General features: G+C 69.4%; 21 protein-coding genes and 2 pseudogenes. 16 read left to right on the top strand and 7 right to left on the bottom strand.

Annotated features, from left to right (window positions below; translation table 11 throughout):
• Nucleotides 1-7: 7 nt before the first annotated feature.
• From CLV77_RS11030 to CLV77_RS11015, 4 genes and pseudogenes are all read left to right on the top strand, one after another.
• Entirely contained in the window at nt 8-211 is a 204-nt protein-coding gene (locus tag CLV77_RS11030; protein WP_076980518.1) for a DUF6494 family protein, read from the top strand.
• A complete protein-coding gene (gene apbC, locus CLV77_RS11025) occupies nt 208-1,278 on the top strand; it encodes an iron-sulfur cluster carrier protein ApbC (protein ID WP_076980519.1) in 1,071 nt (356 codons plus the stop codon). The genes CLV77_RS11030 and apbC overlap by 4 nt, the downstream gene beginning before the upstream one ends.
• Nucleotides 1,275-2,078 carry a biotin/lipoate--protein ligase family protein gene (locus CLV77_RS11020; protein ID WP_076980520.1) on the top strand — a complete coding sequence of 268 codons (804 nt, stop codon included), beginning with the start codon at nt 1,275-1,277 and terminating at the stop codon, nt 2,076-2,078. The genes apbC and CLV77_RS11020 overlap by 4 nt, the downstream gene beginning before the upstream one ends.
• A pseudogene (locus CLV77_RS11015) lies at nt 2,075-2,566 on the top strand (DUF6505 family protein); the annotation flags it as partial. The gene CLV77_RS11020 and the pseudogene CLV77_RS11015, both read left to right, overlap by 4 nt.
• 381 nt (nt 2,567-2,947) lie before the next feature.
• Here CLV77_RS11015 and CLV77_RS11010 read toward each other — a convergent pair.
• The 3 genes and pseudogenes from CLV77_RS11010 to CLV77_RS11000 all read right to left on the bottom strand — a co-directional run.
• Nucleotides 2,948-3,688, bottom strand: a pseudogene (locus CLV77_RS11010) (ABC transporter substrate-binding protein); the annotation flags it as partial.
• 65 nt (nt 3,689-3,753) lie between these two features.
• On the bottom strand, nt 3,754-4,470 hold the full coding sequence (locus CLV77_RS11005) for an ABC transporter ATP-binding protein (RefSeq protein WP_076980521.1): 717 nt from the start codon (nt 4,468-4,470) through the stop codon (nt 3,754-3,756).
• Nucleotides 4,464-5,168, bottom strand: coding sequence for an ABC transporter permease (locus CLV77_RS11000; protein WP_076980522.1), 705 nt, complete (start codon nt 5,166-5,168; stop codon nt 4,464-4,466). Before CLV77_RS11000 ends, CLV77_RS11005 begins: the two co-directional genes overlap by 7 nt.
• A 357-nt stretch (nt 5,169-5,525) precedes the next feature.
• Here CLV77_RS11000 and CLV77_RS10995 point away from each other — a divergent pair, with 357 nt between their 5' ends.
• The 6 genes from CLV77_RS10995 to cobM are packed head-to-tail and all read left to right on the top strand — an operon-like array spanning nt 5,526 to nt 11,892.
• A complete protein-coding gene (locus CLV77_RS10995) occupies nt 5,526-6,713 on the top strand; it encodes a sirohydrochlorin chelatase (RefSeq protein WP_076980523.1) in 1,188 nt (395 codons plus the stop codon).
• A gap of 6 nt (nt 6,714-6,719) precedes the next feature.
• Nucleotides 6,720-7,361 carry a precorrin-8X methylmutase gene (locus tag CLV77_RS10990; RefSeq protein ID WP_076980524.1) on the top strand — a complete coding sequence of 214 codons (642 nt, stop codon included), beginning with the start codon at nt 6,720-6,722 and terminating at the stop codon, nt 7,359-7,361.
• Nucleotides 7,358-8,551, top strand: coding sequence for a precorrin-6y C5,15-methyltransferase (decarboxylating) subunit CbiE (cbiE, locus tag CLV77_RS10985; RefSeq protein WP_076980525.1), 1,194 nt, complete (start codon nt 7,358-7,360; stop codon nt 8,549-8,551). The genes CLV77_RS10990 and cbiE overlap by 4 nt, the downstream gene beginning before the upstream one ends.
• Nucleotides 8,548-9,282: a precorrin-2 C(20)-methyltransferase gene (cobI, locus tag CLV77_RS10980; protein WP_076980526.1), complete on the top strand. Its 735-nt coding sequence runs from the start codon at nt 8,548-8,550 to the stop codon at nt 9,280-9,282. Before cbiE ends, cobI begins: the two co-directional genes overlap by 4 nt.
• Nucleotides 9,275-11,113, top strand: a complete 1,839-nt coding sequence (gene cobJ, locus CLV77_RS10975; protein ID WP_236860993.1) for a precorrin-3B C(17)-methyltransferase — start codon at nt 9,275-9,277, stop codon at nt 11,111-11,113. Before cobI ends, cobJ begins: the two co-directional genes overlap by 8 nt.
• Nucleotides 11,110-11,892 carry a precorrin-4 C(11)-methyltransferase gene (gene cobM / locus CLV77_RS10970; protein WP_076980527.1) on the top strand — a complete coding sequence of 261 codons (783 nt, stop codon included), beginning with the start codon at nt 11,110-11,112 and terminating at the stop codon, nt 11,890-11,892. Before cobJ ends, cobM begins: the two co-directional genes overlap by 4 nt.
• A gap of 46 nt (nt 11,893-11,938) precedes the next feature.
• Here the strand turns inward: cobM and CLV77_RS10965 are convergent, their stop codons facing one another.
• Together CLV77_RS10965 and cobA are read right to left on the bottom strand one after the other, a co-directional pair.
• Entirely contained in the window at nt 11,939-13,249 is a 1,311-nt protein-coding gene (locus CLV77_RS10965; protein ID WP_076980528.1) for a cobyrinic acid a,c-diamide synthase CobB, read from the bottom strand.
• Nucleotides 13,246-14,103 carry a uroporphyrinogen-III C-methyltransferase gene (cobA, locus tag CLV77_RS10960; RefSeq protein WP_076980529.1) on the bottom strand — a complete coding sequence of 286 codons (858 nt, stop codon included), beginning with the start codon at nt 14,101-14,103 and terminating at the stop codon, nt 13,246-13,248. Before cobA ends, CLV77_RS10965 begins: the two co-directional genes overlap by 4 nt.
• A 132-nt stretch (nt 14,104-14,235) precedes the next feature.
• On the opposite strand from cobA, the gene CLV77_RS10955 reads away from it, so the two are divergent.
• The 6 genes from CLV77_RS10955 (at nt 14,236) to CLV77_RS10930 (ending at nt 22,996) form a co-directional block, all read left to right on the top strand.
• Nucleotides 14,236-15,327, top strand: coding sequence for a cobalt-precorrin-5B (C(1))-methyltransferase (locus tag CLV77_RS10955; RefSeq protein ID WP_076980530.1), 1,092 nt, complete (start codon nt 14,236-14,238; stop codon nt 15,325-15,327).
• A 139-nt stretch (nt 15,328-15,466) separates the two neighbouring features.
• Complete coding sequence (gene cobW, locus CLV77_RS10950) at nt 15,467-16,567, top strand: cobalamin biosynthesis protein CobW (RefSeq protein ID WP_076980531.1); 1,101 nt, start codon at nt 15,467-15,469, stop codon at nt 16,565-16,567.
• Nucleotides 16,564-17,118: a GNAT family N-acetyltransferase gene (locus CLV77_RS10945; protein ID WP_233128112.1), complete on the top strand. Its 555-nt coding sequence runs from the start codon at nt 16,564-16,566 to the stop codon at nt 17,116-17,118. The genes cobW and CLV77_RS10945 overlap by 4 nt, the downstream gene beginning before the upstream one ends.
• Entirely contained in the window at nt 17,118-20,885 is a 3,768-nt protein-coding gene (gene cobN, locus CLV77_RS10940) for a cobaltochelatase subunit CobN (protein WP_076980532.1), read from the top strand. The genes CLV77_RS10945 and cobN overlap by 1 nt, the downstream gene beginning before the upstream one ends.
• On the top strand, nt 20,882-21,490 hold the full coding sequence (gene cobO, locus CLV77_RS10935) for a cob(I)yrinic acid a,c-diamide adenosyltransferase (protein ID WP_076980533.1): 609 nt from the start codon (nt 20,882-20,884) through the stop codon (nt 21,488-21,490). The genes cobN and cobO overlap by 4 nt, the downstream gene beginning before the upstream one ends.
• Nucleotides 21,491-21,535: 45 nt before the next feature.
• On the top strand, nt 21,536-22,996 hold the full coding sequence (locus CLV77_RS10930) for a cobyric acid synthase (RefSeq protein ID WP_076980534.1): 1,461 nt from the start codon (nt 21,536-21,538) through the stop codon (nt 22,994-22,996).
• 123 nt (nt 22,997-23,119) lie between these two features.
• Here the strand turns inward: CLV77_RS10930 and CLV77_RS10925 are convergent, their stop codons facing one another.
• Entirely contained in the window at nt 23,120-24,940 is a 1,821-nt protein-coding gene (locus CLV77_RS10925; RefSeq protein ID WP_197685788.1) for a M3 family oligoendopeptidase, read from the bottom strand.
• Between the two features lie 108 nt (nt 24,941-25,048).
• Nucleotides 25,049-26,227 (bottom strand): endonuclease/exonuclease/phosphatase family protein, encoded by a 1,179-nt coding sequence (locus tag CLV77_RS10920; protein WP_076980536.1) that lies wholly within the window; start codon nt 26,225-26,227, stop codon nt 25,049-25,051.
• Nucleotide 26,228 lies beyond the last annotated feature (1 nt).

The raw sequence follows: 26,228 nt of genomic DNA, 5'->3' as shown, positions 1-26,228 counted from the left end.
GTGCAGCATGAGCGACGAATTCAACATGACGATGCGCAAGTTCCTCAAGCAGGTCGGCGTGACTTCGCAGCAGGCCATCGAGGAGGCCATGCGCGACGCGGGCCTCGACACCACCAAGGGCCGCAGCTTCTCGGCCAAGGTCGTGCTGACGGTCGATGACCTGGACCTTGTCCACGTGGTCGAAGGCGAGATCGCGGGGCGCACCGAATGAGCCTCAGCCGCGATGACGTCCTCGAAGCGCTGAAGGGCGTGACCGATCCCAACACCGGCAAGGACGTGGTGAGCGCGGGCCTGATCCGTGCGCTCAACGTCGAGGAGGGGACCGTGCGCTTCGTGCTCGAGATCGACCCCGCCCGCGCCAAGATGATGGAGCCCGTGCGCGCCGAGGCCGAGGAGACGGTCCGCGGCCTGGCCGGTGTCAGCAACGTCTCGGCGGTGATGACGGCCCATGCCGCCGCCGCGCCGCCGCCCGACCTCAAGGGCGGGGGCAAGCCCGCCGCGCCCAAGGGCCCCCAGAAGATCGCCGGGGTCGACCGGATCATCGCCGTCGCATCGGGCAAGGGCGGGGTAGGCAAGTCCACCGTCGCCGCCAACCTGGCCGTGGCCCTGGCCGCCGAAGGCCGCCGTGTGGGCCTGCTCGACGCCGATGTCTACGGCCCTTCACAGCCCCGGATGCTGGGCGTTTCGGGCCGGCCTGCCAGCCCAGACGGCAAGACCATCCTGCCCCTGCGCAACCACGGCGTCACCATGATGTCCATCGGCCTTATGACCCGCGAGGACGAGGCCGTCGTCTGGCGTGGACCGATGCTGATGGGCGCCCTGCAGCAGATGATGAACCAGGTCCAGTGGGGCGCGCTTGACGTGCTGATCGTGGATCTGCCGCCCGGCACCGGCGACGTGCAGATGACCCTCAGCCAGAAGGCCGAGATCACTGGCGCGATCGTCGTCTCGACACCCCAGGACGTGGCCCTGCTGGATGCCCGCAAAGGTCTGGACATGTTCAAGAAGATGAACGTGAAAGTCATCGGCATGATCGAGAACATGTCGACGCACATCTGCTCGAACTGCGGCCACGAGGAGCATCTGTTCGGCCATGGCGGTGTCGCGGCCGAGGCCGAGAAGATCGGCGTGCCGCTGCTGGCCGAGATCCCGCTGCACCTCGATATCCGCATGGCGGCCGACGGGGGCGCCCCGATCGTGGTGTCAAAGCCCAACTCGCCCCAAGCCGAGGCCTTCCGCGCCGTCGCCCGCCGGATGATCGAAGAGGGGAACGGATGACGGCGGACGAAGACCAGATCGCCCCGTCCTTCCCGCCCCTGATGGAGGGGCTGGAAGCCGCCCGGGGCGAGGATCCTTTCGCCCTGGCCTGCGCCCGCGCGCAGGAAGGCTGCGACGCGGGGCTGATCACCCACGCCATCACCGCCGACACCCTGTCGGCGGCGCTGGTGCTGGCGCCCGAGGTGCCGCTGGGCAAGGCGATGGTGATGCTGCCGACCCTGGGCATCGGCCTTCAGAACGCTCTGGGCGTGCTGGCCCCGCCCGAGGTCGCCGTGCTGCTTTCCTGGGATGGGGATATCCTGGTCAACGGCGCCCGATGCGGCCGCTTCCGCGTCGCCGCCTCGGAGGGGGACGCAACGGAGCCGCCGGGCTGGCTGGTCGTGGGTTTCACTTTACAGCTGATCCCCCAGGACCCCGAGACGCCGGGCCTGACGCCCGACCAGACCTCGCTTTACGATGAGGGCTGTTCCGAGGTGCTGCCGCCCCTTCTGCTGGAAGCCTGGGCGCGCCACAGCCTGCTGTGGATCAACCGCTGGGACGACGAGGGCGTGAAACCCCTGCACGCCGAGTGGGAAGGCCTTGTCGTGAAGCTGGGCGAGGCGGTGGACTTCACCCTGCCGGGCGGCGAGCGGGTCCAAGGCACCTTCATCGGCGTGGACGAGGATTTCGGGATGCTTCTGCGCCCCCAATCCGATACCGGGGCCGATGCAGAAGCCGACGCCGACGCCGGCGACGCCACCGCACAGACCACGCGGCTGCTGCCGCTCACCGATCTTCTTGAAGGAACCCCCTGCCGATGAAACTGGCCCGTGCCATCCATTTCGACGAAAGCGATTCCCTGGTCTTTCACAGCCCCGCCCGCACCGGGGAGTGGTGCATCTCGGGAGGGTTCGAATTCTCCAACTGGTCCCAGGCCGACCTGAGCGGCAAGGCCAAGCAGGCGTTCTCCAACGGCTGGCTGGGCATCGAGACCTTCGGCCGGGTGACCTTCGTCGCCGTCACCACGATCGAAAAGCCCGAATACGAGGCGCTGACCCACAACCTGGCGCAGCATTTCGTCGACGTCTACGGCGCCCCGGGGATCGAGGCCGCCTATGGCGTGGCACGGGACGAGATGGCCCTGATGGTCGAGCTTTGCGAGGATCAGGACCCGAACACCCTGCTTTGCGTTTCGCGGGAGTTGACCGACGCCGGCGTGCGCGAGGCCTTCCGGGCCATCGAGGCACAGGAGGCCGATCTTGAACAATTCGCCATCCACGGCGAGTTGGAAGAAGACGGTCACGACCATGCGCACGGTCATGATCATGGGCACGATCATGGGCATGGGCACGACCATGGGCACGATCACGGGCATGACCACGGCCACAGCCACGCCCCCGGGACAGACAAGCAGGACTGACGCCCGGCCCCGGGCCGATGCAGCGGGGCAGGGTGGATTTCAACCGGACAAAAAAAGGGGCGCCGCGGCGCCCCTTCGTCGTTTGCGGTGCTGCGCCCATTCGGGCGCGCCGCGTGCTTACTTTGCGGGCTTGGACGCCTCGACCTCGGTCTCGGGCTCCAGCGGCTGGGTCTGCTCGGGCGAAACCTCGGTGGTGTCGGGGTCCTGGGCCTCGACCTCTTCCTCGGCCGCCTCGCCCTGCTCGGGGGCGGGTTCGGCGTTGGGGTCGACCGCGTTGAAGGTGAAAAGCTGCTCGCCGTTCAGCTTGTAGCCGTCGATCAGCTCCCGCGCGCGATCACTGACAAGCCAGTCCTTCAGACGGGTCGCAAGCTCGGCCTTCACGTGGGGGTGCTTCTGCGGGTTCACGGGGATGTAGGCGTATTGGTTGAACAGCACCGGATCGCCCGAGAACAGCAGTTTCAGATCGCCCTTGTTGCCAAAGTTCAGCCAGCTCGCCCGGTCGGACATGATGTAGGCGTCCATGCCGGCGGCCGTGTTCAGCGCCGATCCCATGCCCGCGCCCACGGCGCGGTACCAGGACCCGAACTTTTCGGGGTTCTCCTCGGCGCTGGCCCAGAGCGCCAGTTCCTTCTTGTGGGTGCCGCTGTCGTCGCCGCGGCTGACGAAGCTGTGCTCCCCAAGGGCCATGCGCGACATCGCCTCGGCGGCGTCCTTGGACAGGGCGACGCCGACGGGGTCCTGCTCGGGCCCGATCAGGACGAAGTCGTTGTACATGATCTCGGTGCGTTCGGTGCCGTGGCCGGCATCGACAAAGGCCTCCTCGGCAGAGCGGGAATGGACGAGGATGGCGTCCACATCCCCGGATTCGCCCAGCTTCAGCGCTTGGCCGGTGCCGACGACCAGAAGTTGCAGGTCGATATCGAGATCCGTCTTGATTGCAGGCAGCAGGACCTCACTCAGCCCCGAGTTGTGGAACGATGTCGTGACCGCCATTTTCATCTCTTCGGCCATTGCCGGTGCTGCAAGCGCAGCACTGACGCAAATGGCTGAAACAGTGGCAGAAATTCGCGAAGTGATCATTCGAGGATGTCTCCGTTCAGAAAGGCTTTCGCCTCTGGTGTTCGCGGGTGCGAGAAGAACGTATCGGCCGGCCCGGAGCTGTGCAACCGGCCCTTGAGGAGGAACAGGACCTCGTCGGCGAGACGCCGCGCCTGGCCCATATCGTGGGTCGCCATGACGATGCGCACCCCTTCGTCGCGGGCGCGGGTCAGGATCGCCTCGATCTCGCGGGTGGCGCGGCCGTCCAGGTTCGCACAGGGCTCGTCCAGAAACAGCACGTCGGGCTGCCGGATGAGGGCGCGGGCCAGGGCCAGCTTCTGCTTCTCGCCGCCCGACAGCACGGTCGCATGCCGGTCGATCGCGTGGCCGATGCCCACCCGCTCTGCCCAGTCGCGGGCCATCTCGCGGGCGCGGGCGCGCCTTTCGCCGTGCAGGGTCATCGGGTAGGCGATGGAATCCAGCACCGAGCGGCGCATCATGATCGGGGTCTGGAAGACGTAGGCCTGCCGCTGCCGCGCCTCGGTGGCGGGGGCGGACCAGCGCAGGCTGCCGGTGGCCGGCCGCTCCAGCCCGTGCAAAAGCCGCAAGAGCGTGGTCTTGCCCGACCCGTTCGGCCCCATCAGGATCGAGATCCCCTTGCCGGTGAGCGTCAGGTCCACCGGCCCCACTAGGTGCGCCCCGCGCTTTCGCACGCAGGCGCCCGCGACCTCGAGCGGCAGGATCGAGCTTACCATTGGCTGTCCCTCTCGGTGCGCGACAGGGCGTGGATGGCGATGTTCAGCGCGATTGCCAGCCCGATCAGGACAAAGCCCAGGCCAAGCGCCAGGGCGAAGTTGCCCTTGCCCGTCTCCAGCGCGATGGCGGTGGTCAGGACCCGCGTCGCGTGGTCGATGTTGCCGCCGACGATCATGATAGCCCCCACCTCGCCGATGGCGCGGCCGAACCCGGCAAGCGAGGCCGTCAGAAGCGCCCGCCGCCCGTCCCAGATCAGCGCCAGGATCCGCTGTCCCCGGGTCGTGTTGAGCGAGATGAGAAGGTCGTGATACTCGGCCCAGAGATCGCGGATCGCCTGATGCGCGATCGAGGCCACCAGCGGCGTCACGATGATGACCTGCGCGATCACCATCGCCGTGGGCGTGAAGAGAAGGCCGAACACCCCGAACGGGCCCGAGCGGCTGAGCATCAGGTAGACGATCAGGCCCACCACCACCGGCGGCAGCCCCATCAGCGCGTTCAGCAGCGCGATCGTCTCGCGGCGGAAACGGAAGCGGTTGATTGCCAGCCATGCCCCCATCGGCAAGCCGATGGCCGAGGCGATGACCACCGCCGTCAGCGTCACCTGCAGGCTGCGCAGGGTGATCTCGATCAGGTCGCGGTCGAGGGTGACGATCATCCGCCCCGCCTCGAGCAGCCCTTGCACTATTTCGTTCATCGCCTGCCCCGGCCCTTTCGGGCGTCTTCTATCCGCCGCATCAACACGCCATCCCCGGCCGTTCCCCGCCGCCGGCTGCGGCGGCCTGTCGCGGCAGTCTTAACCCGGCGGAAGGACGGGGGAAACCGCCAAGCGCGCCCTTTGCGGGCCGCCGGGTGATGACGCATTGGGCCGCCGGAACGCCGCGGGCGGCGGTTGCGCAGTCCTTGCCGGGCTGCTAACCGGGCGGGGACGAGGCCGATCAGGCGGAACGGAAGACGGCGGGGCCGACCCATCCAGGGGGCTTGCGCGTCATCGTCGGAACGGGGGTGCGACCCCTCCGATCCGCTGCGCCTGGCTTGCAAGGGGACGACGCGGATGAGCGGCAAGGCAATTTCCGAAAGCAATGGCGGCGGCGCTACCGCCGGGGGCGAGAAGATCGGCGTCATGCTGTGCGGCCACGGCTCGCGCAGCGAGGATGCCGTGCGCGAGTTCTCGGTTCTGGCCCAGCGTCTGCCCGCGCTTCTGCCGCCCGAATGGGAGGTGGACTACGGCTATTTGGAATTCGCCAACCCGGTGATCCGCGCCGGCCTGGACAATCTGCGCGAAAAGGGCTGCGACCGGATTCTGGCGGTGCCGGGGATGCTGTTTGCTGCCATGCACGCCAAGAACGACATCCCCTCGGTGCTGAACGAATACGCCCGCACCCACGGCATCCGCGTCGACTACGGGCGCGAACTGGGGGTGGATCCGCGCATGATCCGTGCCGCCAGCGAACGGATCGAGCAGGCCATCGCCAGCGCTGACGCCGAAAACGGCCCCGTATCGCGGCACGAAACCTGCCTGGTGGTGATCGGGCGCGGGGCCTCGGACCCCGACGCCAATGCCAATGTCTCCAAGGTCGCCCGCATGCTGTGGGAGGGGATGGGCTTTGGCTGGTGCGAGGTCGGCTATTCCGGCGTCACCTTCCCGCTGGTGGAGCCCTGCCTCGAGGCCGTCGTCAAGCTGGGCTACAAGCGGGTCATCGTCTTTCCCTACTTCCTGTTCACCGGCATCCTGATCGACCGGATTTACGGCTTCACTGACATGGTGGCTGCCGCCAACCCTGGCACCGAATTCGTCAAGGCGGGGTATCTCAACGATCATCCGCAGGTGCTGGCGACCTTCGCCGAGCGCGTGACCGAGATCCTGACCGGCGACACGGCCATGAACTGCGGCCTGTGCAAATATCGCACGCAGGTGCTGGGGTTCGAGGCCGAGGTGGGCAGCCCCCAGGAAAGCCACCATCACCATGTCGAGGGGCAGGGCGCCACGGCCCCCGGCTCGAACGTGGCCGATTGCGCGCTTTGCGATGATTTCTGCACGGGCGCGTGCCGGCTGGACATGGATCACGGGCATGGTCACGGGCATGACCACGGCCATGACCACCATCACCATCACGACCATCATCATGGCCACCACCACGACCATCACCACGGGCATGATCACGCCCACCCCGAGTACCCGCATGCGGATCACCCGCTGGGGCCGGAAAGCGTGCGCCGCCATCTCAAACCGCGGGACTGACGCAAGGTGGACTATGAACGCCGCCCCGACCGGATCTACGCCGAAAGCTTCCGCATCATCCGCGACGAGGCCGATCTTTCGCATCTGCCCGACGCCCTGCACCCGCTGGCGATCCGCCTGATCCACGCCTGTGGCATGGTCGATGTGGCCAGCGATCTGCGCGCCAGCGACGATTGCCTTGATGCGGGCCGCGCCGCGCTGGCTGCGGGTGCGCCGATCCTTTGCGACGCCGAGATGGTGGCCCGCGGCATCATCGGGCGCGCCCTGCCGCCGGATTGCGAAACGCTTGTCACCCTGAACGATGGGCGCACGCCTGCGCTGGCGCGGGATCTGGGCACCACACGCTCGGCCGCGGCGGTGGAGCTGTGGCGCGACCGGCTGGAAGGTGCCGTGGTGGTGATCGGCAACGCGCCCACGGCTCTGTTCCACCTGCTCGAGGGCCTGCAACAGGGCTGGCCCCGGCCCGCCGTCCTGCTGGCCTTTCCGGTGGGTTTCGTGGGGGCGGCGGAATCCAAGCAGGCGTTGCACGACATGGCCCCGGCGCTGAACCTGCCCTACGCGACGCTGCTGGGGCGGCGGGGCGGCTCGGCGATGGCGGCAGGCGCCTTCAATGCCATCAGCCTTGATCTGAGGGGGGACGGAACATGACGCCCTGGCTGCATGTGATCGGCATCGGCGAAGACGGCTGGGACGGGCTTGCCCCCGCCACCCAGGCCATTCTGGAAGCCGCCGAGGTGGTGGTGGGCGGCGACCGGCACCACGGGCTGGCCCCCCATCTGACCGCCCGTCGCATGCACTGGCCCAGCCCCTTCCGCGCGATGGTGGACGAAATCGGCGCCCTGCGCGGCACCCTGACCTGCGTGCTGGTCACGGGCGACCCGCTGTGGTTCTCGGCCGGGGCGTTCTTTGCCAAGGCCTTTGATGCCGACGAGCTGGTCTATCACCCCTGCCTCTCGGCGTTCCAATGGGCCGCCGCCCGCATGCGCTGGAGCCTGGCCGATCTGGATGCGATCACCGTCCACGGCCGGCCCTCGCAACAGGCGATCCCCCATTTCTTTCCCGGTGCACGGCTTTTGCTGCTGACCCAGGATGGCTCGACCCCGGCCACCATCGCCGCGCACCTGCGCGACAACGGCTATGGCGACAGCCGCATGACGGTGCTGGGCGCGCTGGGCGGCCCGGACGAGTCCCGCCGCGACGGGCTGGCCCGCGACTGGTCCGGCGACAGCCCCGATTTCCACGTTCTGGCCATCGAGGTGGTGGCCCAGGAAGACGCCCGCCCGTTGCCCCGCTGGGGCCTGCCCGACGACGCCTTCCACCACGACGGCAAGATGACCAAGCGCGAGCTGCGGGTGCTGACGCTGGCGGCGCTGGCCCCCCGGCGCGGCCAGCGGCTGTGGGACATCGGCTGTGGCTGCGGCTCGGTCGCGATCGAATGGCTGCGGGCTGATCGGGACATGGAAGCCACCGGGCTGGAGCCCGACGCCGACCGCCGTGCAATGGCCGCCAGCAACGCGCAGATCCTCGGCACCCCCCGGCTGCGCCTGTCGGACGTCTCGGCCCCCGAGGGGCTGGCAGGGCTGCCCACCCCCGACGCGGTCTTCATCGGCGGCGGGCTCAGCGTCGCCACCGCCGAGATCGCACTGGCCGCCCTGCCGCGCCACGGTCGGCTGGTCGCCAATGCGGTCACGCTGGAATCCGAGGCCATCCTGACCCAGCTGCACCAGCGCCACGGCGGCAGCCTTATCCGCGTCGCGGTCCAGCGGGCCGAGGCCATCGGCCGCCTGCACGGCTGGCGCCCGGCCATGCCCGTCACCCAATGGAGCCTGATGAAATGACCCCCTCAGAGCTCGCTGATGGCGGCGGCACGGTCCCCGGCACGCTTTACGGCGTGGGCACCGGCCCCGGCGACCCCGAACTGCTGACCCTGAAGGCATGGCGTCTGATCAGGGATGCTGAAGTCATCGCCTATCCGGCCCCCGACAGCGGCGAAAGCTTCGCCCGCGCCATCGTGGCCGGGTTCATCCCCGAAGGCGCGTTGGAAATTCCCATCGTGGTGCCGATGACCGCCGCCCGCTTCCCCGCGCAAGAGGTCTATGACAAGGCCGCCGAGCGGATCGGCCAGGAGCTTTCGGCCGGGCGCGACGTGGTGGTCCTGTGCGAGGGGGATCCGTTCTTCTACGGCTCGTTCATGTATCTCTTCGGTCGGCTCGAGGGGCGCTTCCCCGTCCGGATCGTGCCCGGCGTCAGCTCGCTCGGCGCGGTTTCGGCGGCGGCGCAGCGCCCGCTTTGCGCCCGTGAAGAGACGCTGACCGTCCTGCCCGCGACCCTGTCCGAAGAGGCGCTGACCGACCGTCTGCAAAAGGCCGATGCCGCCGCGATCATGAAGCTGGGGCGGCATTTCGCCAAGGCCCGCCGGGTGGTCGAGGCGCTGGGCCTCACCGATCGCGCGCGTTTCGTCAGCCATGCTTCGCTGCCGCATCAGACCGTCTCGGCGCTGGCCGACGCGCCCGATACCGCGCCCTATTTTTCCATGATCCTCATCCCCGGAAAGGATGCCCATGTCTGAGACCGTTCTCGTGGCGATACTGCCCTCGGCCCTGCCGCTTGCCGAAAGGTTGGCGGGTGAACTGGGGGCGCGGGTCGACCTGCGCGGGCGGGACTTCGACGACGTGGCGACCCATTTGCGGGCGCTCTTTCTGGCCGGTCACGCCATCGTCGGCATCGCCTCGAGCGGGATCCTGATCCGCTGTCTGGCGCCGCTGCTGTCCGACAAGCGGGCAGAGCCGCCGGTTCTGGCCCTGTCCGAGGATGGCAGCGCCGTCGTCCCCCTGCTGGGCGGGCACCGGGGAGCCAACGCGCTGGCCCGGCGGATCGCCGCGATGATCGAGGGGGCGGGTGCCGCCATCACCACCACCGGCGACGCCCGCCTTGGCGTGGCCCTGGACGAGCCGCCCGCCGGCTGGATGCTGGAAAACCCTTCGGACGCCAAACCCGCGATGGCGGCCCTGCTGGGCGGCGCGCCGGCCCGGCAGTCGGGCAGGGCGGATTGGTTGGCGCCGCTGGCCGAGCAGTTGGGCGACAGGCTGACAGGCTCGGACGCCGCCGATGCGGATGCGCCCGTGGTCCTGTCGGTCGAGGGCTGCGAGCCGCTGATCTGGCGCCGCCGCCGGCTGATGCTGGGGCTTGGCGCCGCGCGGGGCTGCCCGGTGGACGAGATGCAGGCGCTGGTCATGGCGACGCTTGCCGAGAATGGCTACGCCCCCGGCGACATCGCGGCGGTCCATTCCGTCGATCTGAAATCAGACGAGGCCGCGATCCACGCCGTGGCCCGTTTCCTGAACGTGCCCGCCCGTTTCCACCCTGTGGCCGAGCTGGAGGCGCAGACGCCGCGCCTTGCCAACCCCTCGGACGTGGTTTTCGACGAGATCGGCTGCCACGGTGTGGCCGAGGCGGCGGCGCTGCTGGCGGCGGGCCCCGAGGGGCGGCTGACGGTCGAAAAGGTCAAGTCGGCCAATGCGACCTGTGCGCTGGCCCTGCCGGGGTCGGACGAGGGCGGGGCCGCAGAGGGGGCCGCCCCCGGCACCCCGCGCGGCCATCTGGCGGTCGTGGGCATTGGTCCCGGCAAGGCCGATTGGCGCACGCCCGAGGCGTCGCGCCTGATCGCCGAGGCCGACGAGCTGGTGGGCTATGGCCTCTACCTTGATCTGCTGGGGCCCTGGGCCCGCACCAAGCAGCACCGCGAATTCGACCTGGGCGAGGAGGAGGCCCGCTGCCGCTACGCGCTGGAACGCGCGGGCGAGGGGCGGCGCGTGGCGCTGATTTGCTCGGGCGATGCGGGGATCTATGCGATGGGTGCGCTGGTGATGGAACTGGTCGCCCGCCCCGAGGATGAGGGCGGCGTGACCGCCCCCGCCAAGCGGGTCGCGATCACCCATGCGCCGGGGATCTCGGCGTTGCAGGCGGCCTCGGCCCGCGCGGGGGCGCTTCTGGGGCATGATTTCTGCGCCATCTCGCTGTCGGACCTGCTAACCTATCGCGATGCCATCACCCGCCGGGTCACTGCCGCGGCCGAGGGTGATTTCGTCATCGCCTTCTACAACCCCGTCTCGCGCCGCCGCCGCACCCTGCTGGAAGAGGCCCGCCAGATCCTGCTGAAGCACCGGCCCGCGACGACGCCGGTGCTGCTGGCCTCGAACCTTGGCCGGCCCGACGAGACGCTGCGCCTGCGCGACCTTGGCAGCCTTGATACGGACGAGGTCGACATGCTGACCATCGTGCTGATCGGGGCCTCGACCAGCCGGGTGGCGCGGTCGGGCGACGGCGGTGCCGGGGCGGAAGGCAACTGGATTTTCACGCCGCGCGGCTATGCGCGCAAGATCGACGGGGACCTGTCATGACGGTTTATTTCATCGGGGCGGGGCCGGGCGATCCGGACCTTATCACCGTCAAGGGCCAGCGCCTGATCGGGCAGTGCCCGGTGTGCCTGTTCGCCGGGTCGCTGGTGCCCGAGGCCATCGTCGCCGGTGCGCCCGAAGGGGCGCGGGTGATCGACACGGCCCCCCTGCACCTTGACCAGATCATCGACGAGATCGCGGACGCCCACGCCAAGGGCCACGACGTGGCGCGGGTGCATTCGGGCGATCCGTCCCTTTACGGTGCCATCGCCGAGCAGATCCGCCGTCTGCGCGCGCTGGAGATCCCGTTCGAGATCATCCCCGGCGTGCCCGCCTTCGCCGCCGCCGCTGCCGCGCTGGGGCAGGAACTGACCGTGCCCGAACTGGCGCAGACGGTGATCCTGACGCGGACGGCGATGAAATCCTCGGGCATGCCCGAGGGCGAGGATCTGGCGACCCTTGGCCGTTCCCGGGCGACGCTGGCGATCCACCTGTCGATCCGCAACCTGCTGCATGTGGAGCGGGAACTGACGCCCCACTATGGTGCCGACTGCCCGGTGGTGGTGGCCTACCGCGTCGGCTGGCCCGATCAGGCGTTTCTGCGCGGCACCCTGTCGGACATCCGCGAAAAGGCCCGCGCCGCCAAGCTGACGCGCACGGCGCTGGTCTTCGTCGGCCGGGTGTTTGAAGCCGCCGAGTTCCCCGACAGCGCCCTATATGATGCGGCGATGCCCCATGTCCTGCGCCCCCGCGCCGAGGGGGCCCGCAAGAAACGCGGCTGAGGAGACGCCTCCGGCGGGGATATTTCCGCGACAATGAAGCAGGGGGCTAGCCGGCGGTGGCGATCAGGTGGGCGAAGGATCCGGCCACGTTGTCCCGCCGCATCCCCATCTCGGGCAGAGGGGCGCCGGTGGCGTCAGAGGCTGCGAAAAGCCGCTCGGCCTCGCCCTCGTGGGTGATGGTGGCATAGTGAAACTCGTGCCCCTTCAGGGGGCCGGGACCGGGCCAGGCGCCATCGGACGACATGGGCGTGAGGTTGCGGTAGCCCAGGGTCAGACGGCGCCGGGCAAAGCTGGTGCCCAGCGGCAGCAGCCCCAGCATCGGGTGCAGCACGCCCGCCGCGTCCTCCAACGTCTCGCCCAGCACCATGTAGCCGCCACACTCTCCGTAGACCCGCGCGCCCATCGCCGCCGCGCGGGCCATCCCGGCGCGGAAACCGCGCGCCGCCGACAGGTGCCCGGCGTGCAGCTCGGGGTAGCCGCCGGGCAGGAAGACCGCGTCGGCGCGGGGATCGGGCCCCTCGTCGGCCAGGGGGGAGAAGGGCAGGATCTCGGCCCCCTCGGCCTGCCAGTCCGACAGCAGATGCGGGTAGGCAAAGGCAAAGGCGGTGTCGCGGGCGACGGCGACCCGCTGACCGGGCGGGGCAAAGGATCGTGCCGCGCCGGCGGGTGGCGTCAGCGGAAGCGCCGCGTCGCGCAGGGCGGCAAGGTCGACCCCCTCGGCCACGATGTCGGCGGCGGCTTCGATGAAGGCCTCCAGCGCGTGGGTCTCGCCGGCTTGGACCAGGCCCAGGTGGCGTTCCGGCAGGGCAAGGGCGGGGTTGCGGCGGACCGCACCCAGCACCGGGATGCCCGCCTTGGCGAGTCCCTGTCGCGCCATTGCCACGTGCCCGTCCGAGCCTGCGCGGTTCAGGATCACCCCCGCGAGCGGCAGATCGGGCGCCAGCGCCCGCAGACCGGCCGCGGCCAGCGCCGCCGATTGTGCCTGTTTCGCGATGTCGAGGATCAGCACCACCGGGATGCCCAGTGCCGTCGCCAGATCCGCCGCCGAGCCCTCGCCGCAGCGCCCGGCATCAAGCACCCCCATCGCCCCCTCGACCAGCAGCAGATCGCCGCCCTGGCCCGTGGCCCGCTGGCGCAGCTCTTCCACCGGCATGGCCCAGGCGTCGAGGTTGACGGAAGGAGTGCCGCAGGCCGCCGCGTGGAAGGCCGGATCGATGTAGTCCGGGCCGCTCTTGGCCGCGCGGACCCCTGTGCCGTCGCGACCGAGCGCCCGCAAAAGTGCGAGACTCAGCACGGTCTTGCCGCTGCCCGAGGCGGGCGCGCTCAGCAGCAATCCGCGCGGGCGGGGCACGCTCATGACGCGTCGGCGGCGGGCGGGGCGCTTCCCAGCGGATCCAGCGCCCGTGGCTTTTCGCCCTCAAGCTGGCCGGCCCAGTCGATCACCTGGCGCATGCGCACCACCTCGCCGACGCAGATGATGGCGGGGGAGCCCATGCCGTGCCGCTCCACGTCCGCGACCACCTCGGCCAGGGTCGTCTCGAGCACGCGCATGTCGGGGCGGGTTGCGTTCTGGACCACCGCCACCGGTGTCGCGCCGTCGCGCCCCGCCGCCAGGATTGCGCCCGAGATCTGCGGCAGGTGCTTGATCGCCATGTAGATCACCAGCACCGGAGAGCCCTTGGCCAGCGCCTGCCAGTCGATGGCCGATGGGGCATCGCCGCTTTGGTCGTGGCCGGTCACGAAGGTCACGGCCTGGTTGACGTCCCGGTGGGTGACGGGAATGCCGGCATAGCCCAGCCCGCCGATGCCGGCGCTGATCCCCGGTGTCACGCGAAAGGCGACCCCCGCGCGGACCAGCGCCTGGGCCTCCTCGCCGCCGCGTCCGAAGACGAACGGATCGCCCCCCTTCAGCCGCACCACCCGGCGCCCGGCGCGGGCAAGCTCGATCAGGCGCAGAGAGATGTCGCGCTGCTTGGCCGAGGGTTTGCCGCCCCGCTTGCCGGCATATTCCAGGTTCGCGTCGGGGTGGCGCCAGGCGAGAATGCGTTCATCCACCAGCGCGTCGTAGACGATGGCATCGGCGCGGCGCAGGGCCGACAGGCCTTGCAGGGTCATCAGCCCCGGGTCACCCGGACCGGCACCCACCAGCCAGACCATGCCGGCGGGAAACTCGGGCACGTCCATGCCGGTGAAATCGAAGGGCTGTTGCATCGCGCGTGTCCCCGTGGTGGGCGGCCTGTCACTTGTCGGTCCATCCTATACCCCCCGCTGCCGGGGGGTGAAATGCTCAATGCGCGCTTTTGGGGCTACCCGTGGCGGCAAAGGGGCCGTTATATCGGTGCCATGGCCCGCAAACCCCCAGGACCCCTGCGCACCGGTTTCACCACGGGCGCCTGCGCCACCGCGGCGGCGGCGGCGGCGACCGAGGCGCTGCTGGGCGGGGCCTGGCCCGATCCCGTCCGCATCCGTCTTCCCCGCGGGCAGGAGCCTGCCTTCCCCCTTCACGACCGCCTGGCCGAGCCGGGTGCTGCCACCGCCACCGTGCGCAAGGACGCCGGCGACGATCCCGACGTGACCCACGGCGCGCTGATCCGCGCCCGGGTGAGCCGTGGCGCGGCCGGGCAGGGGGTGCGGTTCCACGCGGGCGAGGGGGTGGGTATCGTCACCCGCCCGGGCCTTCCCGTCCCGGTGGGCGAGCCTGCGATCAACCCGGTGCCGCGCCGGATGATGACCGAGACGCTGGAAGGGATTGCCCGCGACCACGCGGTCGCGGCGGATTTCGATGTCACCATCTCGGTGCCCGGTGGCGCCGAACTGGCGCTGCAGACCTGGAACCCCCGGCTGGGGATCGAGGGGGGGATTTCGATCCTGGGAACCACGGGGATCGTGCGGCCCTTCTCCTGCGCGGCCTGGATCGCCTCGATCCACCGGGGGGTGGACGTGGCGCGGGCCGGCGGGCTCAGCCATGTCGCGGGCTCCACCGGGGCAACCTCGGAACGCGCGGCGCAGGAGATGCTGGGCCTGCCGGATCACGCCATGCTGGACATGGGTGATTTCGCGGGCGGGCTGCTGAAATACCTGGCGCGCCACCCGGTCGCGCAGCTGACGATCGCGGGCGGGATGGGCAAGCTGACCAAGCTGGCGCAGGGGGCGCTGGACCTGCATTCGGCCCGCAGCCAGGTGGATTTCGCGCAGCTGGGTGAATGGGCCGCCGGGCTGGGCCTGGATGGCGGGCGGATTGCCCGGGCCAACACCGTTCTGGAGGCGTTCGAGATTGCCCGCGCCGCCGACCCGGCAGGGGCCGACCGGCTGGCCGGCGAGATCGTCGCCCGGGCCCGGGACACGGCGCGTGCGGCCCTGGGGGACGCGCCGGTGGCCCCACGCGTCATCGGTTTCGACCGCGAGGGCGGGCTGTTGGCCGACAGCGACGTCTGAGCGGCGCGCCCCGGCGGCGGGAATTGCGATGTTGCGTGCGCCCCCGGGCTGGCATACCCATCCCAGCTACGACATCATCGCGACCGGTCCCCGCCAGCCCTGCAGGCTGGGCCGGCCGGCCCAGCAAGCGGAGCATCCAATGGCCCAGAAGATTCCAGTCACCGTCATCACGGGCTTTCTTGGCGCCGGCAAGACGACCCTGATCCGCCACCTGATCGAGAACGCGGGCGGGCGCCGCATCGCGCTGGTCATCAATGAGTTCGGCGATCTGGGCGTCGACGGCGAGATCCTCAAGGGCTGCGGCATCGAGGGCTGTGCCGACGACGATGTGGTCGAGCTGTCGAATGGCTGCATCTGCTGCACCGTGGCCGAGGATTTCATCCCGGCCATGCAAAAGCTGATCGACCGGGATCAGGCCCCCGACCATATCGTCATCGAGACCTCGGGGCTGGCCCTGCCGCAGCCTCTGGTCCGCGCCTTCAACTGGCCCGACATCCGCACCCGCGTGACCGTGGACGGGGTCGTGACCTTGGTCGACGGGCCGGCGGTCGCCGCCGGACGCTTCGCCGCCGACACCGACGCGGTGGACCGCCAGCGCGCCGCCGATGACGGGCTGGACCACGAGACGCCGCTTTCGGAACTGTTCGAGGATCAACTGGCCTGCGCCGACATGGTCGTCGTCTCGAAGAACGACCTGATGGAGCCCGCCGAGGCCGAGGCCCTGGCCGCAAGCCTGCGCGCGGGCGTGCGCGGCGGTGTGACTGTGCTGGGCGCCCGCATGGGCCAGGTGGACCCGGCGGTCCTGCTGGGGCTGGGCGTGGGCGCCGAGAATGACCTCGAGGCGCGGCGCGAGGTGCACCACCACCACCATGACGACGATCACCATCACGACGACCATGACGACCATGACGACGATCATCACGATGACGATCACCACCACGATCATCACGGTCATGACGAGTTCGAAAGTTTTGTCGTCGAGCTGCCCGAGCAGGCCGATGCCGCTGCCCTCCGCGACCGGGTCTCGGCGGCGATCGCCGATCACGACCTGCTGCGCGTCAAGGGCTTCGCCGCGATCGAGGGCAAGCCGATGCGCATGGTCCTTCAGGCCGTCGGGCCCCGCATCGACAGCTATTTCGACCGCCCCTTCACCGGCGACGAGGCCCGCGCCAGCCGCCTTGTCGTGATCGGCCAGAGCGGTCTGGACCGCGCGGCGATCGAGGCCGCCCTGCGCCCGTGAGACCGGGGTTCGCCATAGATCGCGCCGATCTGGACGACCCGGGCGTTCGTGCCCTGCGCCAGGCGTCGGTGGCGCTGATGGACCGGCTGTTCGCGCCCGAGTCGAACCATTACCTCGACGAGGATCAGCAGCGCGCCAAGGGGGTGCTGATGTTCGCGGCGCGCGAGATCGGGGCGCCCACGGCGGGCACTCCGGATGTGCCGGCAAAGGGGGGCGAGGTGATCGGCTGCTGCGCGCTTCTGCCCTGTGACGATGGGTGCAACGCCCCCTATGGCGAGGTCAAGGCGCTCTTCACCGCCGAGGCCGCCCGCGGCCGGGGCGTGGGGGCGGCCCTGCTGGACCGGGTCGAGGCCGAGGCGCGCGCCCGCGGCCTGGACCGTCTGTGCCTGGAGACGGGCGATCTGTTGCATGCCGCGCGGCGCCTCTACCGGCGGCTGGGCTATGTCGAATGCCCGCCCTTCGGCGATTATGACGACGATCCGCGCTCGGTCTTCATGCAAAAGGCGTTGTCGCAAACCGGCGACGCCTGCGAACGGGACGGGACCGCCTGATGCACATGCTTGCCGCCACCGCCGGTCAGGCCTCGGACGGGTCCGAGCCGGTCGATCCGGGCCAAACCCCGGCCGAGGTTCTGTTCCTGTCGGCCGCCGACACCGAGCTTGCGGCCCTGTCCGAAGCCCGCCAGTCGCTTGACGCGGAGGCCCCCGAGCTGCGCCTGTGCAATCTGGCGTGGTTCACGCATCCCTTCACCGTGGACAAATACCTGGACGACACCGCCACCCGTTCGGGTCTGGTGATCGTGCGTTTTCTGGGCGGCGCGGCCTACTGGCGTTACGCGGCCGAGCAGTTCTCGGCCCGGCTGCGCGAGGCCGGGGTCGCCTTTGCGGCCCTTCCCGGCGACGACAAGCCGGACGAAGAGCTGTTCGCCCTGTCCTCGGTCAGCCGCGCCGACTGGGAAAGCCTTTGGGCCTATTGCGTCGAGGGCGGGCCCCAGAACGCCGCCAACCTGCTGCGCCATGCCCGCCACATGAAGGACCCCGCCAGTCACCCGGCCCCGGCCGGTGCGACCCCGCTTCTGCGGGCGGGCTATTACTGGCCCGGCGCCGGGGTGACCGACCTTGATACGCTCAGGCGCGACTGGACCCCCGGCGCGCCCGTCGTGGCGCTGACCTTCTACCGTGCGCTGTTGCAGGGGGCCGGGCTTCAGCCGATCAATCAGACGATCAAGGCGCTGCTGCGCCGGGGGCTGAACCCGCTGCCGGTCTTCGCGGCCTCACTCAAAGACCCGCTGTCGCGGGCCACGCTGGAAGCCATTTTCGCTGATACCCCGCCCGACGTGGTGCTGAACGCCACCAGCTTCGCGATCTCGTCCCCCGATCCGGCCGGTTGGCAGGAAGGGCACGTCGCGACCGTTCTGGATGCCCCCGGCGTGCCGGTGTTTCAGGTGATCCTGTCCGCCGCCTCGGAAGACGGGTGGGAGGACGGTGAACAAGGGCTGGGCGCGCGGGACATCGCGATGAACGTCTCGCTGCCGGAGGTTGACGGGCGCATTATCACCCGCGCCGTCAGCTTCAAGGGAGAGGCCTATTTCGACGAGGCCACCCAATGTTCGATCGCGGCCTACCGCGCCCGCAACGACCGCATCGGCTTTGTCGCCGATCTGGCCGCCAACTGGGTGACGCTGGCCCGCACGCCCGAGCCAAAGCGCCGGGTGGCGCTGGTGCTTGCCAACTATCCCAACCGGGACGGGCGGCTGGCCAACGGGGTGGGGCTGGACACGCCCGCCGCCACCGTGGGCGTGCTGGGCGCGATGGCGCAGGCAGGCTACCGGGTGACGGATGCGCCCGCAGACAGCGATGCGCTGATGGCCGCGCTGATGGCCGGGCCGACCAACTGGCTGACCGACCGGCAGCAGAAGACGGGGGGCGAGACCTTCGGCTTTGCCGACTATCAGATCGCCTATGGCCGCCTGCCGCTGGAGGTCCGCACACGGATCGAGGACCGTTGGGGCCCCCCCGAATCCGATCCGTTCTTCGAGCCCGGAGAGGTCGATTGCGGCCGCTTCCGCCTGTCGGTCCTTAGCTTCGGCAACGTGGTCGTCGGCATCCAGCCCGCGCGTGGCTACAACGTCGATCCCAAGGACAGCTATCACTCGCCCGATCTGGTGCCGCCGCACCATTATCTGGCGTTCTATTTCTGGCTGCGTTTCACCTTTGAGGCGCAAGCAATTGTTCACATGGGCAAACACGGCAATCTGGAATGGCTTCCCGGAAAGGCCGTCGCCCTGTCCGAGACCTGTTTCCCCGAAGTGGCGCTGGGCCCCATGCCCCACGCCTATCCCTTCATCGTCAACGATCCCGGCGAAGGCACACAGGCCAAGCGGCGGGCGCAGGCGGTGATCGTCGATCACCTGACGCCGCCCCTGACCCGCGCCGAAACCTACGGCCCGCTGCGCGATCTCGAGGTGCTGGTCGACGAATACTATCAGGCCGCCGGTGTCGATCCGCGCCGCATCGCCCATCTGCGCGATGAGATCCTGTCGCTGATGCAGGCCACCGGCATGGACCGCGACGCCGGGGTCGACCGCGAGGACGACTCGGACGCGCGGCTGGCCAAGATCGACGCCTGGCTCTGCGATCTGAAAGAGGCGCAGATCCGCGACGGGCTGCACATCTTCGGCACCGCCCCCGAGGGGCGGCTGGCCCGCGATCTGATCGTGGCGCTGGTGCGGGTGGCGCGGGGCGAGGGCGCGGGCGGCGACGCCTCGCTTCACCGGGCGCTGGCGGATGATCTGGGGCTGGGCTTCGACCCGCTGGATTGCGACATGTCCGCCCCGTGGGAGGGGCCGCGCCCCGACCTTCTGGCCAGGCTCACCGACGACGGCTGGCGCAGCCACGGCGACACGGTCGAGCGGCTGGAGCTGTTGGCCCATGCTTTGGTCGAGGGCAGCGAACCCGCCCCCGGTCCCGCCAGCCGGGCGGTGATGGACCAGATCGCGGCACGGGTGCGCCCGGCGGTCGAAGGCTCGGGCCCGGCCGAGATGGCGGGCCTGCTGACCGTGCTTGAGGGGCGTTTCCTGCCGCCCGGCCCCTCGGGGGCGCCCACGCGGGGGCGGCTTGATGTGCTGCCCACGGGGCGCAACTTCTTCTCGGTGGACAGCCGGGCGCTGCCGACCCGCGCCGCCTGGACGCTGGGCTGGAAATCCGCAAACCTGCTGCTGGAGCGGCATTTGCAGGACAACGGCGACTGGCCCCGCACGATGGCGCTGACCGCATGGGGCACGGCCAACATGCGCACTGGCGGCGACGACATCGCGCAAGCCTTGGCCCTGATGGGCGTCCGCCCCACATGGGACGCCAATTCCGGCCGCGTGACCGGCTTCGAGATCCTGCCCGAAAGCGTGCTGGGTCGGCCCCGCGTCGACGTGACCCTGCGCGTCTCGGGGTTTTTCCGCGATGCCTTCCCGGCACAGATCGACCTAGTCGCCTCGGCCGCCCGCGCGGTCATGCGGCTTGAGGAAACTCAGGCCCAGAACCCCGCCGCCGCCCGCTTCCGGGCCGAGGCGCCCGAGCTGGGCGAGGATCGCGCCGCCTTCCGGGTCTTCGGCTCGAAGCCCGGAGCCTACGGCGCGGGACTTCAGGCCATGATCGACGAACGGCTCTGGGCCGACCGGGGCGATCTGGCCGATGCCTACCTTGAATGGGGCGGCTATGCTTACGGCGAGGGGGCCGAGGGCACGCCCGCCCGCCCGGTGCTGGAACGCCGGCTGGAACGCGTGGAAGCCGTGGTCCAGAACCAGGACAACCGCGAACATGACCTGCTGGACAGCGACGATTATTACCAGTTCGAAGGGGGGATGGCGGCCGCCGTCGAGACCCTGTCGGGCCGTGCGCCGCGCGTCTATCACAACGACCATTCGCGCCCCGAACGCCCCGTGATCCGCACCCTCGACGAAGAGATCGCCCGCGTCATGCGCTCCCGCGCGGCCAACCCCAAGTGGATCGAGGGGGTTAAGCGCCACGGCTACAAGGGCGCGTTCGAGATCGCGGCAACGGTGGATTACCTTTTCGCCTTTGCCGCCACCACCCATGCGGTCGCCTCGCATCATTTCGATCTGGTCTATGACGCCTATCTGGAAGACGATGACACCCGCGCGTTCATCGCCGAACACAACGCCCCGGCCTTGGCCGAGATCGCCGACCGACTGGCCGAGGCGATCGAGAGGGGCATGTGGCAGCCGCGCTCGAACGCCGCGCGCGGGCGTCTTGCCCGCCTGCAATCCGCCGCCCGCCACCCAACCGAAAGGAGCCCGCGATGACCGAGGATTTCGATCGCCACAACACCAAGATGGCCAAGAAGAAGGCCGCCCGCGACAAGATCATGGCCACCAAGACCGAGGAAAAGGGCCTGATCATCATCCATACGGGCAAGGGCAAGGGCAAATCCTCGTCGGCCTTCGGGATGATCTTCCGCTGCATCGCCCACAAGATGCCCTGCGCCGTGGTGCAGTTCATCAAGGGCGGCATGAACACCGGCGAGCGGGACCTGATCGAGCAGAATTTCGGCGAGCTGTGCGAGTTTCACACGATGGGCGAAGGCTTCACCTGGGAAACCCAGGACCGGTCGCGCGATATCGAGATGGCACAGGCCGCATGGGCCAAGGCGAAAGAGCTGATCCTAGACGACAGCCGCCGCATGGTCCTGCTGGACGAGATCAACATCGCCCTGCGCTACGACTATCTGGACGTGGCCGAGGTGCGCGACTGGCTGCTGGCCAACAAGCCGCCGATGACCCATGTGGTGCTGACCGGTCGTAACGCCCGCGACGAGCTGATCGAGATCGCCGATCTGGTCACCGAGATGGAGCTGGTCAAACACCCCTTCCGCTCGGGTGTGAAGGCCCAGGCAGGGGTCGAGTTCTGATGCAGCCCCGGCACGGGCAGGTCACCCGGGGGCGCGGCTGACCCCATGACGCGGGCGCTGATGATCCAGGGGGCCGGCTCGAACGTCGGCAAGTCGATGCTGGTGGCGGGGCTGGCGCGGGCGTATGTGCGCCGTGGCCTCTCGGTCGCCCCCTTCAAGCCCCAGAACATGTCCAACAACGCCGCCGTCACCGAGGATGGCGGCGAGATCGGTCGGGCTCAGGCCCTGCAGGCGCTGGCCGCCGGCCGCGCCCCGCATACCGACATGAACCCGGTGCTGCTGAAGCCCGAGACCGAGACCGGCGCGCAGGTGGTGGTGCAGGGCAAGCGCCTGACCAGCGTGCGGGCGGGCGATTATGCGGCACTGAAGCCCCGGCTGATGGCCCCCGTTCTGGACAGTTTCCACCGGCTGGCGGCCGGCGCCGATCTGGTGCTGGTCGAAGGCGCCGGATCCCCGGCCGAGGTCAACCTGCGCGACGGCGACATCGCCAACATGGGCTTTGCCCGTGCTGCCGGGGTGCCGGTGGTTCTGGTGGGCGACATTGACCGGGGCGGGGTGATCGCGCAGATCCTTGGCACCCAAGCGGTGCTGGAGGCCGAGGACGCGGCGATGATCCGGGGCTTTGCCATCAACAAGTTCCGGGGAGATCCGGCGCTGTTCGACGCGGGCTACCGGCTGATCGAGGCGCGCAGCGGCTGGCCTGGCCTGGGCGTGTTGCCCTGGTTCGACAAGGCCCATCTGCTGCCCGCCGAGGATGCGCTGGATCTGGCGCAGGGCCCGGCCAACCCCGGTGCCGCGCTGAAGATCGGCTGTCTGGCCTTCTCGCGCATCGCCAATTTCGACGATCTGGACCCGCTGGGCTCCGAGCCGGATGTCGAGCTGCGGATGATCCGCGCGGGCCAGCCCATTCCCGGCGATCTGGATCTGGTGATCCTGCCCGGCAGCAAAAGCACGCGAGGGGATCTGGCGTTCCTGCGCGACCAGGGCTGGGACATCGACCTGCGCGCCCATTGGCGGCGGGGCGGGCGGGTGCTGGGCCTTTGCGGCGGCTACCAGATGCTGGGCCGCCGGGTAGAGGACCCCGAGGGGGTAGAAGGGACGCCCGGCGCCACGGAGGGGCTGGGCCTGCTGGACGTGACCACGGTGATGAGCGCCGAGAAGCGCCTTTGCGAGGTCACTGGCCGCAGCGCCGCCCACGACCTTCCGCTGGAGGGATACGAGATCCACATGGGCCGCACCGACGGCCCCGACCGCGCCCGCCCTTTCGCCCGCATCGCCGGCCGCGACGAGGGGGCCTCCTCCCCCGACGGGAAGGTCTGTGGCACCTACCTGCACGGCATCTTCGCCGGCGACGCCTTCCGCGCCCAATGGCTGCGCGACCACGCAGCCGTTCCCGGCGAGGCGGGTCACGCCGCCCGGGTCGAGGAAACCCTCGATGCACTCGCGGCCCATTGCGAGGCGCATCTCGACCTTGACCGGATGCTGGAACTCGCCGGCCGCCCCTGACAGTCGCCACGTTTCATTGTCGCAAAAAATATCCCCGCCGGAGGCGCCCACGTTGCGGGTCGGAGCCTCCGGCGGGGATATTGTCACGACAATGAAGTCATCGGGCCGCGCCTTTCGGCGAGGTCAGTCTTCCATCGCTTCCAGCTCGTCGATCATGCCCGAGATCATCTGCAGGCCCTTGTCCCAGAAGGCCGGGTCCGAGGCGTCCAGTCCGAAGGGCTCCAGCAGGGCCTTGTGGTGCTTCGAGCCGCCGGCCTTCAGCATCTCGAAATACTTGTCCTGGAACCCCTCGGCGTCGGATTCGTAGACGGCGTAGAGCGCGTTCACCAGCCCGTCGCCGAAGGCGTAGGCGTAGACGTAGAACGGAGTGTGGACGAAGTGGGGGACGTAGGACCAGAAGGTCTCGTAGCCGTCCATGTACTCGAAGACCGGCCCCAGGCTTTCGGCCTGCACGGACATCCACAGGGCGTTGATGTCATCGGGCGTCAGCTCGCCGTTGCGGCGGGCGGCGTGGAGTTTGCATTCGAAATCGTAAAAGGCGATCTGGCGCACGACCGTGTTGATCATGTCCTCGACCTTGCCGGCCAGCAGGGTCTTGCGCTCGGCCTTGGTGGCGGCGCGGTCCAGCAGGCGGCGGAAGGTCAGCATCTCGCCGAACACGCTGGCGGTTTCGGCAAGGGTCAGGGGGGTCGAGGCCAGCAGCTCGCCCTGATCGGCGGCCAGCACCTGATGCACGCCGTGGCCCAACTCATGCGCCAAGGTCATCACGTCACGCTGTTTGCCGAGATAGTTCAGCATCACATAGGGGTGCACGTCCGTCACCGTGGGGTGGGCGAAGGCGCCGGGGGCCTTGCCGGGTTTGACGCCGGCGTCGATCCAGCCATCCTCGAAGAAGGGTTTGGCCAGATCGGCCATGCGGGGATCAAACTCGCCATAGGCCGACAGGACGGTGTCGCGGGCGGTGTCCCAGTTGATGGTCTTGCGATCCTCGGTCGGCAGGGGGGCATTGCGATCCCAGACCTGCAGCTTGTCGAGGCCCAGCCATTTGGCCTTCAGTGCATAGTAGCGGTGCGACAGCTTGGGATAGGCGGCGACGACGGCGTTGCGCAGGGCCTCGACCACCTCGGGCTCGACGTGGTTCGACAGGTGGCGGCCCATCTGCGGGGTCTCGAGGCCGCGCCAGCGATCCTCGATCTCCTTTTCCTTGACCAGCGTGTTGTGGATGCGGGCAAAGACGCTGATGTCATCCGTGAAGACGCGGGCAAGCGCGCGGGCGCCGGCCTCGCGCCGGTCGCGGTCGTGGTCCGACAGCAGGTTCAGCGTGGCTTCGAGGCCGAGCGTCTCGCCATCGACGTCGAATTCCAGTCGCGCCATGTGTTCATCGAACAGCCGGTTCCAGGCAGCGGCGCCGACGGTGGACTGATCGTGGAGGAACTTCTCCAGTTCGTCGGACAGCTGATAGGGCTTCATCGCGCGCATCCGGTCGAAGACGGGGCGGTAGCGGGCGAGATCCGCGTTTTCGTCGAGCATCCGCTCGAGATGGGCATCCTCAAGCTTGTTGAATTCCAGCGAGAAGAAGACCAGCGGCGTGGTGAAGGCGGTGATCCGGTCCTGGCAGTCGGACATGAACTTGGCGCGCTCGGCGTCCGAGGTGTTCTGGTAGTAGCGCAGCCCGGCGTAGGACATGATCCGGCCGGTCACGCTGTCGATCCGCTCGTAGCGCAGGATGCATTCCAGCATCTGCCCGGCGTCGAGCCCGGCAAGCTTGCCCTCGTAATCGGTGGCGAAGCTGGCGCAGGCCTCTTCGAGCCAGTCCATGTCGCGCTTGAGCTCGGCCGCGTCGGGGGCGGTGTAGAGGTCGGCCAGGTTCCATTCGGGAAGCGATCCCAGGTCCTTGCCCCCGGAAGGGGCGGTGACGTCGTGGACGGGGCGGGGGATGCGCATGGATACCTCTTTCATTGACTGTCCCCGACATAGGGTGCGGGGGGCGGTGGGTGCAAGTGCCAGGCGCGCCGGGCGTGTCGCGCGCCGGGTCCGATGCGGCGGCCCGGCTCATTCGGGGCGGGTCGCCTCGCGGGCCTCTTCCTTCGATTCACCGGGGGGTGAGACCATCTCCTCGATCGGGGTCTGGCGGGCGGCGGCGAGGGTGGCGCGGGCCTCTGCCATGTCCGAGGGGCGCATGGCGGGCGGGCGCTGCTCGGCCTTCTCGGGCTCGGCGCCGATGCAGAGATCGGCGCGCACGGGGTAGTGGTCCGAGTTGATGGGGTCCAGCACCGAGAAGTCGTGCAGGGCAAGGCCGGGCTGGAACAGCACCTGGTCCAGTGGCCATTTCATCCACATGCTTTTCGCGTCGAAGCTGACCATCGGTCCGCGCCCGATCCGGGGGTCCAGCAGCCCGCCAAGCCGCAGCGCCCGCTGCGAGCTGGGCTCCCACGGGGTTGCGTTGAAATCCCCCGCCAAGATGGCCGGGCCGCGATCGGCCTGCTCGCCGGCCTCGATCGCGGCCTGCAGGAGGGTCGCGTCGCGCAGCAGGGTGGGCTGGCCCGGGGCGGGGGGGCGCGGGTGGATGCCGAAAAAGCGCAGCCGCCCCGCCGGGTGCATCAGCTCGGTGTAGATCAGGGGCGTGCTGGCGCCGAAGGGAAAGCGGACCTCGGTCTGCTCAAGCGGATGGGTCGCGAAAAGGTGCATGCCGTAATAGGTCGCCTCGGCCGGGACCTCGACCACATGGCTGGTGAAGGCGTCGTTCAGCGGGGAGAGGGCGCTGTTCCACCAGTCGTTGGTCTCGAGCGCGAGGAAGATGTCCGGCTGTTCGTCCCGGACCAGCGCCAGCACCTCCTCGGCATCCCGGTTGGAGCGGCGGACATTGGCAACGAGCACGCGCAGGCGGTTCTGGGGCGCGCATTCGGCGATTCCCGGGGCGGTGGGGGCGGCCAGCGGCGTGTAATGCCACAGGCGCAGCCCGTGATCGACCAGGGCCGCCAGGGCCAGAAGGGCCACGCCGATCCCGGTGGCACGCCAGGCCGGGTGGCGCGGGCCGTCGTCCCGGCCGCGCCCGATGGCCGCCGCCAGCAGCAGCAAGACCAGCAGCAGGACCAGCCCGGCGGCCAGTTGCATCCGGGCAAAGCCTAGCATGCGGATCGCCCAGAGGTCGGTTTCGAACCGGGGCAGGAAGGACAGGACCGAGAGGGTCAGCAGGCCGGCACCAATCGCCAGAAGCAGGATGTTTCGCATT

Source organism: Brevirhabdus pacifica (assembly GCF_002797755.1).
Taxonomy (GTDB): Bacteria; Pseudomonadota; Alphaproteobacteria; order Rhodobacterales; family Rhodobacteraceae; genus Brevirhabdus; species Brevirhabdus pacifica.
The sequence above is the reverse complement of the archived record's forward strand: the minus strand, read 5'-3'. Positions and strand labels throughout refer to the sequence as shown.

Excerpts from the sequence above, each read along its gene's own strand:
- CLV77_RS11030 (WP_076980518.1), top strand. The coding sequence starts at position 8 with ATGAGCGACGAATTCAACATGACGATGCGCAAGTTCCTCAAGCAGGTC.
- apbC (WP_076980519.1), top strand. The coding sequence starts at position 208 with ATGAGCCTCAGCCGCGATGACGTCCTCGAAGCGCTGAAGGGCGTGACC.
- CLV77_RS11020 (WP_076980520.1), top strand. The coding sequence starts at position 1,275 with ATGACGGCGGACGAAGACCAGATCGCCCCGTCCTTCCCGCCCCTGATG.
- CLV77_RS11005 (WP_076980521.1), bottom strand. The coding sequence starts at position 4,470 with ATGGTAAGCTCGATCCTGCCGCTCGAGGTCGCGGGCGCCTGCGTGCGA.
- CLV77_RS11000 (WP_076980522.1), bottom strand. The coding sequence starts at position 5,168 with ATGAACGAAATAGTGCAAGGGCTGCTCGAGGCGGGGCGGATGATCGTC.
- CLV77_RS10995 (WP_076980523.1), top strand. The coding sequence starts at position 5,526 with ATGAGCGGCAAGGCAATTTCCGAAAGCAATGGCGGCGGCGCTACCGCC.
- cbiE (WP_076980525.1), top strand. The coding sequence starts at position 7,358 with ATGACGCCCTGGCTGCATGTGATCGGCATCGGCGAAGACGGCTGGGAC.
- cobI (WP_076980526.1), top strand. The coding sequence starts at position 8,548 with ATGACCCCCTCAGAGCTCGCTGATGGCGGCGGCACGGTCCCCGGCACG.
- cobJ (WP_236860993.1), top strand. The coding sequence starts at position 9,275 with ATGTCTGAGACCGTTCTCGTGGCGATACTGCCCTCGGCCCTGCCGCTT.
- cobM (WP_076980527.1), top strand. The coding sequence starts at position 11,110 with ATGACGGTTTATTTCATCGGGGCGGGGCCGGGCGATCCGGACCTTATC.
- CLV77_RS10965 (WP_076980528.1), bottom strand. The coding sequence starts at position 13,249 with ATGAGCGTGCCCCGCCCGCGCGGATTGCTGCTGAGCGCGCCCGCCTCG.
- cobA (WP_076980529.1), bottom strand. The coding sequence starts at position 14,103 with ATGCAACAGCCCTTCGATTTCACCGGCATGGACGTGCCCGAGTTTCCC.
- CLV77_RS10955 (WP_076980530.1), top strand. The coding sequence starts at position 14,236 with ATGGCCCGCAAACCCCCAGGACCCCTGCGCACCGGTTTCACCACGGGC.
- cobW (WP_076980531.1), top strand. The coding sequence starts at position 15,467 with ATGGCCCAGAAGATTCCAGTCACCGTCATCACGGGCTTTCTTGGCGCC.
- cobN (WP_076980532.1), top strand. The coding sequence starts at position 17,118 with ATGCACATGCTTGCCGCCACCGCCGGTCAGGCCTCGGACGGGTCCGAG.
- cobO (WP_076980533.1), top strand. The coding sequence starts at position 20,882 with ATGACCGAGGATTTCGATCGCCACAACACCAAGATGGCCAAGAAGAAG.
- CLV77_RS10930 (WP_076980534.1), top strand. The coding sequence starts at position 21,536 with ATGACGCGGGCGCTGATGATCCAGGGGGCCGGCTCGAACGTCGGCAAG.
- CLV77_RS10925 (WP_197685788.1), bottom strand. The coding sequence starts at position 24,940 with ATGCGCATCCCCCGCCCCGTCCACGACGTCACCGCCCCTTCCGGGGGC.
- CLV77_RS10920 (WP_076980536.1), bottom strand. The coding sequence starts at position 26,227 with ATGCGAAACATCCTGCTTCTGGCGATTGGTGCCGGCCTGCTGACCCTC.